This window comes from Halopiger thermotolerans (genome assembly GCF_054654555.1).
The window spans coordinates 2,132,683-2,147,505 of the sequence record NZ_BAAIEU010000004.1; the positions used below are offsets into that span (position 1 = coordinate 2,132,683).

Annotated in this window: 12 protein-coding genes and 1 pseudogene; 8 read left to right on the forward strand and 5 right to left on the reverse strand. The window is 67.8% G+C overall.

The genetic code is table 11. From position 1 onward, the window contains the following. The first annotated feature begins 19 nt into the window (after nt 1–19). From ACYQ26_RS18425 to ACYQ26_RS18450, 6 genes are all read left to right on the forward strand, one after another. Nucleotides 20–1,096: a tubulin/FtsZ family protein gene (locus ACYQ26_RS18425; protein ID WP_459810342.1), complete on the forward strand. Its 1,077-nt coding sequence runs from the start codon at nt 20–22 to the stop codon at nt 1,094–1,096. A gap of 413 nt (nt 1,097–1,509) precedes the next feature. Further along, nucleotides 1,510–2,391, forward strand: coding sequence for a coiled-coil protein (locus ACYQ26_RS18430; RefSeq protein ID WP_459810343.1), 882 nt, complete (start codon nt 1,510–1,512; stop codon nt 2,389–2,391). Between the two features lie 393 nt (nt 2,392–2,784). Further along, a complete protein-coding gene (gene sppA / locus ACYQ26_RS18435) occupies nt 2,785–3,780 on the forward strand; it encodes a signal peptide peptidase SppA (RefSeq protein ID WP_459810344.1) in 996 nt (331 codons plus the stop codon). Nucleotides 3,781–3,895: 115 nt separating this feature from the next. Further along, nucleotides 3,896–5,215 (forward strand): DUF373 family protein, encoded by a 1,320-nt coding sequence (locus ACYQ26_RS18440; protein WP_459810345.1) that lies wholly within the window; start codon nt 3,896–3,898, stop codon nt 5,213–5,215. 52 nt (nt 5,216–5,267) lie between these two features. Then, nucleotides 5,268–6,005: a diphthine--ammonia ligase gene (locus ACYQ26_RS18445; protein ID WP_459810346.1), complete on the forward strand. Its 738-nt coding sequence runs from the start codon at nt 5,268–5,270 to the stop codon at nt 6,003–6,005. A gap of 94 nt (nt 6,006–6,099) precedes the next feature. Continuing rightward, on the forward strand, nt 6,100–6,573 hold the full coding sequence (locus ACYQ26_RS18450; RefSeq protein ID WP_459810347.1) for a YciE/YciF ferroxidase family protein: 474 nt from the start codon (nt 6,100–6,102) through the stop codon (nt 6,571–6,573). 12 nt (nt 6,574–6,585) lie between these two features. Here ACYQ26_RS18450 and ACYQ26_RS18455 read toward each other — a convergent pair whose 3' ends face one another. Together ACYQ26_RS18455 and pyk are read right to left on the reverse strand one after the other, a co-directional pair. Further along, on the reverse strand, nt 6,586–7,008 hold the full coding sequence (locus ACYQ26_RS18455; RefSeq protein WP_459810348.1) for a DUF7312 domain-containing protein: 423 nt from the start codon (nt 7,006–7,008) through the stop codon (nt 6,586–6,588). A gap of 96 nt (nt 7,009–7,104) precedes the next feature. Further along, nucleotides 7,105–8,862 (reverse strand): pyruvate kinase, encoded by a 1,758-nt coding sequence (gene pyk / locus ACYQ26_RS18460; protein ID WP_459810349.1) that lies wholly within the window; start codon nt 8,860–8,862, stop codon nt 7,105–7,107. A 123-nt stretch (nt 8,863–8,985) separates the two neighbouring features. Between pyk and ACYQ26_RS18465 the strand changes: the two are divergent. Beyond that, nucleotides 8,986–9,111, forward strand: a pseudogene (locus ACYQ26_RS18465) (GYD domain-containing protein); the annotation flags it as partial. Between the two features lie 140 nt (nt 9,112–9,251). Here ACYQ26_RS18465 and metG read toward each other — a convergent pair. The 3 genes from metG to mfnA all read right to left on the reverse strand — a co-directional run bounded on the left by metG (nt 9,252) and on the right by mfnA (nt 13,198). Further along, nucleotides 9,252–11,354, reverse strand: coding sequence for a methionine--tRNA ligase (metG, locus tag ACYQ26_RS18470; protein ID WP_459810350.1), 2,103 nt, complete (start codon nt 11,352–11,354; stop codon nt 9,252–9,254). 348 nt (nt 11,355–11,702) lie between these two features. Then, nucleotides 11,703–12,035, reverse strand: a complete 333-nt coding sequence (locus ACYQ26_RS18475) for a hypothetical protein (protein ID WP_459810351.1) — start codon at nt 12,033–12,035, stop codon at nt 11,703–11,705. Nucleotides 12,036–12,112: 77 nt separating this feature from the next. Next, nucleotides 12,113–13,198, reverse strand: a complete 1,086-nt coding sequence (gene mfnA, locus ACYQ26_RS18480; protein WP_459810352.1) for a tyrosine decarboxylase MfnA — start codon at nt 13,196–13,198, stop codon at nt 12,113–12,115. Between the two features lie 219 nt (nt 13,199–13,417). Here mfnA and ACYQ26_RS18485 point away from each other — a divergent pair, with 219 nt between their 5' ends. After that, complete coding sequence (locus tag ACYQ26_RS18485; protein WP_459810353.1) at nt 13,418–14,710, forward strand: glycosyltransferase family 2 protein; 1,293 nt, start codon at nt 13,418–13,420, stop codon at nt 14,708–14,710. Nucleotides 14,711–14,823: the final 113 nt, after the last annotated feature.

Consider the following 14,823-nt stretch of genomic DNA (forward strand, 5'->3'; position numbering starts at 1 on the left):
TCCCTCCGATGCGGGTGCTATGAAGGTAGCCCTGATCGGAGTCGGTCAGGCCGGTGGGAAGGTCACCGAACGGCTCGCCCGGTTCGACGCGGACATGGGCTTCGGAGCCGTCCAAGGTGCACTGGCCGTCAACTCCGCGAAACCCGACCTCCAGTCCCTCAAGTTCGTCGACACCCAACTGATCGGCGCCGACCGCGTCAACGGCCACGGCGTCGGCGGCGACAACGAACTCGGCACCGAGATCATGCAGTCGGACATCCAGCAGGTGTTAAACGGGCTGGACGGCCGCGTCACCTCGCAGGCCGACGCGATCTTCGTCGTCGCCGGCCTCGGCGGCGGCACCGGCTCGGGCGGTGCGCCCGTGCTCGTCCACAACCTCCAGCAGATCTACGACATCCCCGTCTACGCGCTCGGAATCCTGCCCGGGCAGAACGAGGGATCACTCTATCAGGCGAACGCCGGTCGCTCCCTGAAGACGCTCGCGCGGGAAGCCGATTCGACCCTGTTGATCGACAACGACTCCTGGCACGAACAGGGCGAGAGCATCGACGGCGCGTTCGACCGCATCAACGACAAGATCGCCCAGCGGGTCGGCCTGCTGTTCGCCTCCGGCGAGGCCGTCGAGGGCGTCGGCGAGAGCGTCGTCGACTCAAGCGAGGTCATCAACACCCTCCGCGCGGGCGGCATCGCCGCGCTTGGCTACGCCAGCGAGGTCGCCAGCGAGGACAGCGCCGACAACATCCGAACCGTTACGACCGTCGCACGGCAGGCGCTGCTGACCGGGACGAGCCTGCCGAACGCGACGACGGCCGACGCCGCACTGCTGGTCATCGCTGGCAAGCCCGAGGCGATCCCGCGCAAGGGCGTCGAGAAGGCCCGCCGCTGGCTCGAGGACGAAACCGGCAGCATGCAGGTCCGAGGCGGGGACTTCCCGCTCGAGAGCGACCGCCTGGGCGCGCTCGTGTTGCTCGGCGGGGCCGAACGCTCCGAGCGCCTCGAGCGGTTCATGGAGCGGGCGCGCGAAGCCAACGAGGCCGAGGAGCGGACCGATCCGGCCGAGGAGCTCACGGACGAGCGCCTCGAGAACCTCTTCTGACGCCGACCTCGCCCGGTCACGCCCGGCCACCTGACCGATCCGATCGCCACAGAGAACGGCGATTAATCGCCGCCCGTCGTCGCCGTCGCTCGTGCGTTTTGTTTATGTGCGACTCGCCGACCGCGAGACCGGGCGACAGCCCCGGACAGCCCCCTGCTAACGGTTTTCACGCATTTTTCGACCGGTACATTTAAATTACAGGCGCCAGTACCTACGGGTACCAGAACGCCACCGGGGCGCGTATCGCTCGACGATCGATGACAGGAAATCTTATTCACCGAGGTTTCGCAGATCGTGAGCGGTCGCTTTGTACGGGCGGCCGCGACGACGCCGACGCTCACTATTCGAGCGGCGGTGCCGTCGCGATCGCCCGTCGCCCCGGTGCGGGTATGGCACAGAGGTTTGACTAACATATGGTAGACGAATCGAAAAACATCGAACTGACAGAGGACGACCTCGAAAACAAATCAAAAGGCGAGCTCATCAAGATGGCCGGTCAGCTGCGAGACCGGCGCAACGAGCTCAACCAGATGGCCTCCGAGCGCGCATCCAAGCGCGACGACCTGAACGCGAAGACGCGCGAGAAGGTCGATGAGGCCCAGGAGCACCGCGAGAAGCGCGACGAGCTCAACGAGAAGGTCCAGGAACACAAGGAAAAGCGCAACGAGCTCAACGCCGAAGCCAACGAGCTCTTCGACCGCGTCGAGGAGCTCAAGTCGGACATGGAGCTCGACGAGGGGAAGGACCTCGAGGAACTCGAGGAGGAGATCGAGGAACTCGAGTTCAAGCAACAGACCGAGGTCCTCTCCAGCGAGGAAGAGCAGGAGCTCATCGAGAAGATCGAGTCCAAGCGCGAGGAGTACGAGGAGCGCAAGCAGAAACTCGAGCAGAACGAGGACCTCGAGGAGCTCGTCGAGGAAGCCGAGGAGGTGCGCTCGGAAGCATCCAAGCACCACCAGAAGGTCACTGAGCTCGCGGACAAGGCCCAGGAACATCACAACCAGATGATCGAGGCCTACCGCGAGGCCGACGAGATCCGCGACGAGGCCGACGAGATGCACGAGAAGTTCGTCGAGGCTCAGGAGGCCGCCGACCAGCACCACGAGGACTTCGTCCGCGTCCAGAAGCGCCTGCGCGAACTGGACAAGAAAGAAGAGGAGGAGCGCAAGTCCGAGCGCGACAAGAAACAGGAGCAGGCCAAGGAAGAGGCCGAGGAGATCTATCAGAAGTTCAAGGAAGGCGAGACCCTCGACACCGAGGACCTGATGAAGCTCCAGAAGACCGGCCTGCTCTAGAGGTCGTCAGTTCGATTCGTCTCGCGGTCGCGGCTGCGTTCTCCGGTTTTCGCGAGAGCGCGTCGTTCGTCCGGCTCGAGCCGTGACGCTCGAGGACGACCAGACGCGGCGTCGACGAACCGCGCGCAGGTCCCGGGACGCGAGCGAGTCCGATATGCGGCGGCATCGATTGCTATCCGACGCGATACCGCCATCGCGTTAAACGCGAGCGCAGAGCGACGTAACTGCGTATCCCTGTTTCGTCTGCGATCCATAGTTCCTCGCACGATCAGCGGCGGGTGCGCCACGCCGGCGATGGAATCCGCCCTCGAGCACCGCTTCCGCCCGTGACGATAACGGTTAACAGGGCGGCACCCACAGCATCGGGCATGGACCGAGGTGTTCGCGAGAGCGATGGTCAGTAAGGAGGGACTCGGACGACTCGCGGTCGTGCTGGGCGCCGTCGCGGCGTTCGCCGCGATCGGCGTCGGGCTGTTCGTCGTGTATCCGACGACGCTGACGGAGCTGTTCGGCGTGCTCGTCACGCTCGTCGTCGCCGCCGTCGGCGTCAAGGTCGGCGGAAATGTCGCCTCGTCGCTGTTCCCCGGCTACGACGTCGCGCAGGTCGCCGTCGAAGGCCCGATCACCCGCGACGGCGGCGGGAGTTCGTTCCCGCCGAGTCCGCGGGGGGCCACCGCCGACGAGGTCGTCGAACAGATCGAGCGCGCCGACGAGGACGACGCCGTCGACGCGCTCCTGTTGAAGCTGAACACCCCCGGCGGCGAGGTCGTTCCCAGCGACGACATTCGGCTCGCGGCCGAGCGGTTCGACGGCCCGACGATCGCGTACGCGACCGACGTCTGCGCCAGCGGCGGCTACTGGATCGCCAGCGGCTGCGACGAACTGTGGGCCCGCGAGGGCTCGGTCGTCGGCTCGATCGGCGTCATCGGCTCGCGGGTCAACGCCAGCGACTTAGCCGAGAGGGTCGGCCTCTCCTACGAGCGGTTCGCCGCCGGGAAGTACAAGGACGCCGGCACCCCGCTGAAGGAGCTCTCCGAGGACGAGCGCGAGTACCTGCAGGGGATCATCGACGACTACTACGAGACGTTCGTCGAGCGGGTCAGCGACGGCCGCGACCTGGACGCGGAGTTCGTCCGCGATACCGAGGCGCGGATCTACCTCGGCGAGCAGGCCCACGAGCTCGGGCTGGTCGACGAGCTCGGCACCCGCCGGGAGATCGAGGACGAACTGGCCGACCGGCTCGCGGTCGAGGACGTCACGGTCGAGGAGTTCGAACCCGAGCGACCGCTAATGGCCCGCGTCGGGGCCGGCGCACAGAAGGTCGCGTACGCGTTCGGCGCCGGCGTCGCCGGCCTGACCGACGAGCGGGAATTCCGCCTGCGGACCTGATCGCGGCCGCGGCGCCGCTCGTGCGACGCCGTTCCCGTTACCCCCCGCGATTACCGGCGGCGAATCCGTCGCTCGAGTGAGTGGTTTTATCGTCACACAGGAAGGAACGACTACCGTGACAACGCTGGTCGTCTGCCTCGACCGGACCGACGACGTGGGTCGGCAGACCGGGCTCCGGTCGCCGATCGTCGGCTGGGAGGCGGTTCGTGCGCTCGTGACCGACATCGGGCTCGCGGATCCCGAAGACTCGGGCGTCAACACCTTGCTCGAGACGCTGCGGGTCGCCCAGGAGCTGCGCGACGACGACGAGGAGGCCGTCGTCGCGGTCGTCTCGGGGGACCGCGAGTCGATGGTTTCGGCCGATCGAGCGGTCGCCCGGCAGCTCGACGACCTCATCGCGGAGCACGACCCCGACTCGGCCGTCGTCGTCCTCGACAGCGCGGAGGACGAGCGGCTGGTTCCGATCGTCGAGAGCCGCGTCCGAGTCGATTCCGTCGACCGCGTCGTCGTCCGTCAGGCGCGGGACATCGAGTCGACCTACTACCTCCTGAAACAGTTCCTGGCGGACGAGGAGCTCCGACAGACGGTGCTGGTTCCGCTGGGGCTGACCCTCCTGGTCTTCCCGGTGTTGGCGATGCGGATCGGCACCGCGGAGGGGGCGGCCGCGATCACGACCGTGATCGGGCTGTTCTTGCTGTACAAGGGGTTCAACGTCGACGAGATCGTGACGGGGCTCACCCACCAGGTTCGGGAGTCGCTGTACTCCGGCCAGGTGTCGGTCGTCACCTACGTCGTCGCCGCGGGGCTGACGCTCGTCGGGCTGTTCGCGGGCGCGCTCGGCGTCTCCGGGCTCGGCGAGACGCAGGGCGTGGTCGTTCCGGCGATGCAGTTCGGCTACGACAGTATCCCCTGGCTCGCGATGGCCGCGCTGACCGCGAGCGCCGGGCGACTGCTCGACGAGGCGATCGGCGAGGAGCCGATCCGCAGTTCGTTTCTCAACCTCCCCTTTATCGTCGTGGCCGTCAGCCTCGTGATCCGCGGGTTCTCCGCGTACTTCCTCCAGCAACAGCGCGTGATCGACGGGGTCGACGTCCCGGCGATCGAACTGGGCGTCCTCTCGATCGAGCAGTTCACGATCGAACCCGGCCAGCGGCTGGCGCTGTACGTCGTGACCGCGATCGTCGTGAGCCTCGTCGGCGCTCGAATCGCGTCCTACTTCGGCGGCGCGGACGACGCCGACGACGCGAACGACGAACCCGCGGTGACCAACGGGGGCACCGAACTGGATTCGGAAGTGCCCGACGGCGGTCCGTCGACGACCGGCGACGCCGCCGAACGGGAAGCGGAACCAGCGGACTCGAGTCCGGAGTCGACACCGGCCGCGGACGCCGACCCCGACGCGGACGCCGACTCGGAGCCGGCCGCGGACCCCTGATCGACCGCGGCGAACTCGTCACCCATTTACTCCCCTGACGCGATTGACGACTATGAGCGACGCAGACGGCGCGTGGGTCGGTCTCTTCTCCGGCGGGAAGGACTCCTCGTGGGCAGTGTACCGCGCCCTCGAGGAGGGGCTGGACGTCCGACGGCTCGTCACCGTCCACCCCTCCGAGGACTCCTACATGTATCACGTTCCCGCGACCGACCTCGCCTCGCTGGCCGCCGAGAGCATCGGCATCGAACTGGTCGAGGTCGATCCCGGGGACCTCGAGGCCGAGGCGGTCGCCGACTCGAGCGCCCAGGGCGACGACGAACTCGAACCGCTGGAGGCCGCGCTCGAGGAGTTAGACGCCGCGCTCCGAGAGTCGGGCGCGGGCGGCATCGCGGGGGTCACGGCCGGCGCCGTCGAGAGCGAGTATCAGACGAATCGGATCCAGGGCATGTGCGACCGCCTGGGCTGCGATCTTTTCGCGCCGCTCTGGCGAGAGGATCCCCGAGAACTGGCCGACGCGATGCTCGAGGCTGGCTTCGAAATCACGATCATCCAGGTCGCGGCCCACGGACTCGACGAATCGTGGCTGGGTCGCACTCTCGACCGCGAGGCGATCGCCGACCTCGAGGCGCTCAACGAGGAGTACGGCGTCCACATCCTCGGTGAGGGCGGCGAGTTCGAGACGCTGGTGGTCGACGGGCCGCACATGGATCGACGGCTCGACCTCGAGTACGAGCGTGAATGGGACGGTACGCGCGGCCAGCTACGGATCACCGATGCGCGGTTGGACTAACGTGCTGAACCGCGAGTGAGCGCAGCGAACGAGCGGCGTTTCACTCGACGGCCGAACCTCTTTGCGCGTCGCCGGTGACCCCGCGAGTGGTATGATGGACCGCCAACGAGACCTCTTCGCCCGCACGCTGCAGGACCTCTACCACATCGAACAGGAACTCGAGGACCTCCAGTCGGAACTGGCCGAGTCCGCGACCGACGAGGACCTAGAGGAGTACTACATGGCCCACAGCGAGCGGACCACCGAACAGATCGGTCGCCTCGAGCCCATCTTCGACGCCGTCGAGATCGAGGTCGAACCCGGCGTCGCCGACGACGCGGCGCTTTCGGGCCTTCGCACCGAGCGGGAGGAGCTGGTACAGGATACGCGGGATCCCGTCGTCGGCGATCTCGTCGACGCCGAACTGGGGCGGGCGATCGAGCGCCTCGAGATCACGAAGCTCGAGACGCTGCTCGAACTCGCCGATCGGATGGAACTTCCCAACGAGATCGTCGATCCGCTCGAACGGACCAGGGCGGAAGCGGAGAACGGACTCGAGGAGTTAGAGGAGTTGACGGCGACGGCCTGAGCGCGGACCCGCTCACATCGGGAGCGAAAACAGCCGGACGAGCACGAGCAACATTGCGATCGCGCCGATGACGACGAACACCGCGTTCTCGAGGTCCGGATCGCCGGGTTCGATCGGCGTCGAACTGGGCTCCGGTTCGTAGGCTGACTCGTCGTCCCGGTCGGCGTCTGCATCGGCGGCGCCGGCGTCAGGGTCGTCGCGGCCGCCCGAGAGATCGAAGGGGATTCGGTCGGTCGCGTCGTCGCTTTCCGTTTCGGCCTCGCCCGCAGCTTCGACGTCCGCGTCGGCGTCGGACGGAGGCCGCTCGCCCCCGTCGGAGCCGCCGGAGCCGTCCCACGCGTCCGAGTCGTCCCACGCGCTCGAGCGGTCCCACCGGGCGTCCTCGTCTCGGGAGCCCTCGGACGCGTCGCGATCGTCGGAGTCATCGTCGACCATACGCCCGGATAGGCGATCCCCCGTCAAAAAGCCGCGGTCACGGCGGGGCCGGCGGCGCGGTCGCAGGTTCGACACGGCCCGACCGGACGGATCGGCTCACTCCCGGACGGTTCGGTCGCCGATGTCGCCGCCGTAGACGACGCCGCGTTCGGCGTCGATCGTCACGGTCTCGCCCTCGGCCTCCTCGGAGACGTCCGCGCCGCTGATCATCGGCAGATCCATCTCGCGGGCCACGAGCGAGGGGTAGCCGGTCATCCCGCGCTGGGCGTCGACGATGCCGGCGATCTTTTCGAGGTCGCCCTCGAACTCCTCGTCGAAGTCCGACGGGACGGCGATGATCGCGCCGTCGGGAACGTCTGAGAGGTCGCCGTCGGTCAGGTGGACGAGCGGACCCGTCGTCCGTCCCTCGACGACGACGCGGCCGGTCGTCAGCGCCTCGGCGGCGACGTGGACCTTCAGCATGTTCGTCGTGTTCGCGCCCTCGAGTTCGGTCATCATACCACAGAGGACGACGACGGTGTCGCCGCTCTCGGCGACCCCGGCGGAGAGGGCGGCCTGAACGGCCTTCTCGACGACTGCGCCGGCGCCCTGGTCCGAGACGCGGGCGTACAGCGGCGTCACGCCCCACGAGAGCGCGAGGCGGCGGCGCACCTCGTGGCTCGGCGTCGAGGCGACGACCGGGACGCCGGGCCGGTACTTGGCGGTCTTTAAGGCGGTGTAGCCGGACTCGGTCGCGGCCACGACCGCGTCAGCGCCGATGTCGCGCGCGAGGAACCGCGCCGAGCGGGCCAGCGCGTCCGTTCGGGCCTCGCCGGCGGCGGGCACGCGCTGCTCGAGCAGTTCGGCGTACTCGCCGGAGGCTTCGACCTCGCGGATGATGCTGTCCATCGCGTCGACGACCTCGGCGGGGTGGTCGCCGACGGCCGTCTCAGCCGAGAGCATCACGGCGTCGGTGCCGTCGAGGACGGCGTTTGCCACGTCCGAGGCCTCCGCGCGGGTGGGCCGGCGGGCGTGGACCATCGAGTCGAGCATCTCGGTGGCCGTGATGACCGGGAGGCCGGCCTCGCGGCACTGCCGGATGATCCGCTTTTGGATCATCGGCACGTCCTCCATGGGACACTCGACGCCTAAGTCGCCCCGCGCGACCATGATCCCGTAGGAGGCCTCCATGATCTCCTCTAAGTTCTCGACCGCGCCGGCGCGCTCGATCTTCGAGATGATCGGGATCTCGGCGCCGAACTCCTCTAAGACCTCGCTGACCTCGTAGACGTCCTCGGCGTCGCGGACGAAACTCGCCGCGACGAAGTCGACGTCCTTCTCGGCGGCCAACTCGAGGTCCTTGCGGTCCTTCTCGGTGACGATGTCTAAGTCGAGGTCGACGCCGGGGACGTTGACGCCCTTACGGCCGGCCAGTTCGCCGCCGGTGTCGACCCGGGCCCGGATCGCGTCGCCGTCGTGCTCGAGGACCGTCGTCTCGATGAGGCCGTCGTCGAGCAGGATGCGGTCGCCCGCTTCGACCTCGTCGATCGACAGGGAGAGGCCGACGCGGTCGGCCGTCGCCTCGTCGCCCTCGACGAACTCGATCTCCGAGCCCGTCTCGAGAGTGACGGTTTCGCCCTCCGGAAGGGGTGCGGTGCGGATCTCGGGCCCCTGCGTGTCGAGCATGACCGCGACGGGCTCGTCGCGCTCCTCGTCGACGTCGCGGACGCGGTCGACGAGGTCGGCTCGATCCTCAGGAGTGCCGTGGCTGGCGTTCAGCCGGGCGACGGACATGCCGGCGTCGGCCAGCTCGCGGATGGTCCGGCGGTCGCTCGAGGCCGGACCGAGGGTACAGACGATCTTCGCGTTTCTCATGCCCCGAACTAGCGCGGGCACGGCCAAAAAGCCACGTGCTTTGACTTACTCGGATCCGAGTTCGAGTTCCTGCCGTCCTGTGCCACGGCGATCGGTTTCCGCGGAACCGGGCCCGCTGCACGTGTGCCAACCTACGTGTCCCTCGTCGACGTCGAAGACCGGACCGTCCAGAACGCGCAGGATCTCGCCTCGATCTGGGGCGAGATCAGGACGGAGCTCGAGGAGCACGACGCCGAACTCGTCGACACCGACGACTTCTCGCAGTTGGTCGACGAGAGCTAACCCGGCGAGGCGTATCACCGGATCGTCAGGTCAGTCGCCGAGTCGAGTCTCGAGATGTCGAAAACGGAAATTTGTGCGGCAGTCCGATAGCCGCTACTCGAGTCGGCCTATCGAATCTTCTCGCCGACCTCGGCGTCGCCGTGGGTCGTCAGCAGGTCGGCCTCCTCGCCGGCCGCGAGGATCATGCCGTTGGACTCGACGCCGAACAGTTCGGCCTTCTCCATGTTCGCCAGCAGGACGCACTTCTCGCCGGGCAGTTCCTCGAGGTCGTGCAACTGCTTGATGCCCGCGACGACCTGGCGGGTCTCGAAGCCGATGTCGACCTCGAGGCGCGCGAGGTCGTCCGCGCCCTCGATACCCTCGGCCGATTCGATCCGGCCGACGCGGATGTCCAGTTCCTGGAAGTCCTCAAAGCTGATGCGGTCGTCGGTGAGCGGCTCGAGGTCGTCTACGTCTGCCATGCTCTCCGATTCGTCAGCGTCGGTGTCGTCGCTTTCGGTTTCGTCGTCCTCGTCTTCGTCGTCTTCCGCCTCGGCGACGCGCTCCGCGAGCTTCTCGTTGAGTTCCTCGACGCGGTCGTCCTCGATCTTCTCGAAGAGCTCGCCCGGCTCCTCGAAGTTCCGCGGCGGGGCCTCGAGCGCGTCCTCGAGCAGGGCGTCGCTCACGTCGCCGTCCTCGCCGAGCTGTTCCCAGAGGCGCTGGGCCTTGTCGGGCGCGATCGGCTCGAGGAGGACGCCGACGGCCTTGGCGATCTGCACGCAGTCGCGGATGACCTGTTCCGCGCGGTCGGGCTCGTCGTCGGTGAGCTTCCAGGGCTCGTTGCGCTGGATGTACTCGTTGCCGAACTGGGCGAGTTCGACGGCGGCCTGGCCGATCCCGCGCAGGTCGTAGTCGTTGACGCTCTCGCGGGCGTCGGCGATGGCGTCCTGGATGCGCTCGTGGACTTCCTCGGAGACGTCCGCCTCGGGGGTTCCCTCGTAGTTGCGGTAGGCAAAGAGCAGCGACCGGTACCAGAAGTTACCGACGGTGCCGACGAGTTCGCCGTTGACCTTCTCCTGGAAGGCGTCCCAGGAGAAGTCGACGTCCTGCTGGAGGCCGCCGGTCGTCGTCAGGTAGTACCGGAGCAGGTCGGGGTGGAACCCCTCCTCGAGGTACTCCTTCGCCCAGATCGCGCGGTTCCGGCTCGTCGAGAGCCCCTTCCCGTTGATCGTGATGAAGCCGGTCGCGGCGATCCCGCGGGGCTTGTTGTAGCCGGCCCCCTCGAGCATCGCGGGCCAGAAGATGGTGTGGTGCTGGATGATGTCGCGGCCGATGATGTGGACGATCTCGCCGTCGCCCTTCCAGACCTGCTCCCAGTCGTACTCGTCGGTTCCGACGCGTTCGGAGTACTGCTTCGTGGAAGCGATGTACTCGATCGGGGCGTCGACCCAGACGTAGAGGACGAGGTCCTGCCCGTCGTCGCCCGGGTAGTCGATCCCCCAGTCCATGTCGCGGGTGATACACCAGTCCTGCAGGCCGTCCTCGATCCACTGGCGCGGCTGGTTGCGCGCGTTCGAGGTCCCCTCGAGGCCGTCGAGGAACTCCGTCAGGAAGTCCGCGAACTCCGAGACCTCGAAGAACTTGTGGGTGCGCTCGCGGTACTCCGCCGGGTTGCCCGTGATGGTGCTCGTTGGGTCCTCGACCTCACCGGGCTCCAAGTGGCGCTGACAGCCCTCGTCGCACTCGTCGCCGCGGGCCTTCTCGCCGCAGTAGGGACAGGTGCCCTCGACGTAGCGGTCGGGGAGGTACTGGTCGGCCTGCGGGTCGTAGGCGACCTGAATCTCCTTCTCGTAGATGTAGCCCTGCTCGTCGAGTTCGCGGACGATCTCCTGGGTGAGTTCGGTGTTGGTCTCGTCGTGAGTGTGCCCGTAGTTGTCGAACTCGACGTTGAACTGCGGGAACGTCTCCTCGTACTGTTCGTGCCACTCGAGGGCGAAGTCCTCGGGATCGACGCCCTCCTGCTCGGCGTTGACGGCGACGGGCGTGCCGTGCATGTCCGAGCCGCAGACGTAGGCCGACTCCTGGCCGAGCGTCTGGAGCGCGCGGTTGAACGCGTCTGCGCCGATGTAGCCCCGCAGGTGACCGATGTGGAGGTCCCCGTTCGCGTAGGGGAGTCCGCAGGTCACGACGGCGGGATCGTCCGTCGGAAAGTCGTCGTTGTGCGTGCTCATATTCGTGGTCTGTCGGTCGCGGGCGTAAAACCCGCCGGTTTCGATTTCAGTTCGGTTTCGCGGTCGATCCTCGAGCGAGACGTCTCGCTGGGTCGGCTGGAATCGCGCCGGGTTTCGACGCCGCGACGACGGACCGTATGACCGGTTTCGGTCGCGGCGGGTTCCCCCGGTGACGGCGCCTGTCGCTACATGCGCATGCGAGCGCGAGAACGACCGTTACCGACGACAGCGCGCGTCAGCATACTCACCCCCATATCGGGAGGGCAGATCCATAATTGTGGCGTTCGCGTCGCTTTGCCCGGCTCTCGAGCGGTCACGCTCGGGAGCGCTGCGGGCGGAGCGACGGACTCACGCGGACGAATCGACGCGCCACACGTCCCGCAGGTAGCCAGATCGGCCGCCGATCAGGAGGAAAGCGCCGGCGAGACCGAAGCCGAGAAAGGCCGTCACCGAGACTGCCCCGCCGAAGCCGAACGCCAGCGTGCCCGCCGCGCCGACCCAGGCGAGCCACCCCAGCGCCTCCCACACCCGGCCCGCGTACAGTCGCCAGACCGACAGCGAGCACAGGAAGCCCGCCAAACAAGCGCCGACGAGGAGCCGCTCGAGATCGAACAGCAGCGCCGACGCCGCTACCAGCGCGAAGCCGACGAGCGCGGCGGCGTCGATCCGATCCATCGCCATGCGAGGGGCTCGAGCGGCGAGCGTGAAACGGGTATCGATACGGCGTGAACGGATCGAAGGAGGCAGTACGACCGGCGTCAGTCGTCGCAGGCGACCGGCACGCTCGCGCGCACCTCGAGCCGGTCCAGATCGGCGACGAAGGAGGCGAGCATCTCGCGGGTGACGTGGGGCATACAGACGATCCGGAGTTCGTCGGTCGCGGTTCGGGAGATCCGCCACCCTTTCGCGCGGAGAGCGTCGAACGTCGATCGGGGGACGTCGGCCGCGACCAGCGGCAGCGTCGGATCGACGACGTCGTAGCCCCGCTTCTCTAAGGCGTCGGCGAGCCACTCGGCGTTGTTCTGCGAGCGGACGTACTGACTGCGGTAGCCGCCGGGCCACAGTTCCTCCATCGCGGCGACGGCGCTGGCGACGCCCGCGCCCGAGCGGGTCCCGGTCAGGGTCGCCTGCGAGGTCGACTCGAGGTAGGGCGTGTCGACGGCGAGTTCGTCCAATAGCGCGGAGTCGCGGACGAGGAGACCGCCGGCCGGCACCGCCGCCTGCCCCATCTTGTGCGGGTCGATGGCCATCGTGTCGACGGGCGCGTGGGCGAAGTTCCACTCGTAGTCCGTGAAGGGAAGGACGAAGCCGCCCCAGGCGGCGTCGACGTGGAGCGTGGCGTCGACCGAGCGGGCGATCTCCCCGAGTTCCGGGATCGGATCCACGCGGCCGTACTCGGTCGATCCCGCGACGCCGACCACCGCCGCGGTGTCGTCGTCGACGGCGGCCCGGACCGCCTCGAGGTCGGCCCGGTAGCGGTCGTCGGTCGGGACGATCCGCAGGTCGACGCCCAGCAGGTCGGCCGCCTTCCGGAAGCTGAAGTGGGCCGACTCGGGCATGACGACGTTCGGGTTCGCCGCGTCGGCGCGCTCGCGGGCGATCCGCACCGCCTGGATGTTGGCCTCGGTGCCGCCGCTGGCGATGTACCCCGACGGCTCCTCGAGGCCGGCGATCTCGCCGAGCATCGCGATCGCCTCGTCCTCGAGCGCCGAGACGGTCGGGTAGGTGCCGGGGTCGCCCGGGTTCGTCGCGAGAAACCGTTCGGCCGCCTCGCGCGCTACCGGGTGGGGTTCGGTACACATCGAGGAGAGCACCCGGTCGAACGCCTGCGGCTCGGTCTGCATATCACGTATGTGGACGGTCGACCGTTTATGCGTTGCGTTTATCCGCTCGTTCGGACGCTCACGACGGACGTTTACGGCCGTTCCGGCAGCGCCGGTACCGATATCGCTTCGATCGGTCGGAGCATGCGGTCGATCGCCGACCGTCGATCACCGATTTCACTCGCAGCGATGGTCTCCGAGTGAGAATATTGATACCGGATCGATAAGAACCACCGAGCGATGCAATTCGTCCCCTCCCGACTGCTCGAGCACGGCGGCACCGCGGGCGGCGTCGCCGTCCTCCTCGTGCTCGGCCTCCTCCAGGGTACCGAGATACAGACGCTCACGCTCGATCTGCTCGTCGTGACCGTCCGGTTCGTCGTCCTCGAGGCGCTGTCGGCGATGGCCGTGTTCACGTTCTTCGTCGCCCTGACCGGCCTGCTGTTGGTCCGCGAGGTCTGGCGGTCCCGCGAGCCCCTCGAGCGCGTGACCGCCGGCCCGCGGCTGACCGCCGTCGTCCCCGTCTACCGAGACCACGCGGTGATGGACGTCAGCGTCGAGAGCCTCGTCGAGAGCGCCTACGAGAACCTCGAGATCGTCGTCGTCGCCGAACCGAACGACGAGGCGACCCTCGAGCGGGCGCGCGAACTGGCGGCCGAACACGAGCCCGTCGAAGTGCTGATCAACGGCGATCCGGGATCGAAGGCGGGCGCGATCAACTACGCCGTCCGCGAGCGCGATACCGACCACTTCGCGGTGTTCGACGCCGACGAGCGGATCGCCCCCGAGTTCCTGCCGACGGCGATGGGCCAGTTGCTCGAGGGTGCAGACGTCTTCCAGGGCCGGCGCGTGCCGCGGCCGACCGGGCCGGTCGAGACGGTCGCCTACTGCGAGCGGGTCGTCTTCCACGCCAGCTACAAGATGGTCGAACTGTTCGGCTTCACGAACTGCCGCAGTTCCTCGACCGCATTCACCCGCGAGGCCCTCGAGCGGGTCGGCGGCTACGACGACGTGCTCACCGAGGACCTGGACTTCGCCCACGCCTGCTATCGCGAGGGCCTCGACGTCCGCCAGGCCCGCAACTGCACGAACACGATGGAAGCGCCCCACACGCTGCGGGACCTGTGGGGCCAGCGCAAGCGCTGGCGCGTCGGCCAGATCGAAGTGCTGCACGCGACCCTCGTCGAGTTCCTGCGCGGTCGGGCCGGCCGGCGTGGACTCGTCTCGGTCGGGCGCATGTGCTCGAGTCTCACCGGCACCCTCGTGACGCTCGTGCTCGTCTCGAAACTGCTCGTGTTGCTCGTGCTCGGCGTCGAATCGGTGTTTCTCGCGCCGGCGGCGGTGCTGCTCGCGACGATCGGGCTGGTCGCCTGGCGCGACGCGCGCGACGATCGGATCGACGATCTCGGCTGGAGCGCGCTGCTCGCGCCGCTGCTGTATCCCGCCTTCGGCGTGCTGACGCTCAGATCGCTGCTCGAGTACTGTCTGAGCTGGGACGGGCGCTGGTATCGGGTCGAGAAGACGGGGTCGTAATCCGCCGCTCGCGACGACGGTATCGACTGTTTCTTCCGTATGCTGATCGGATTCGGCGGCTGCACTCGTTAGACTCGGTCACCGCCGGTCACTGGCGCGCCGTCGATCGCGCC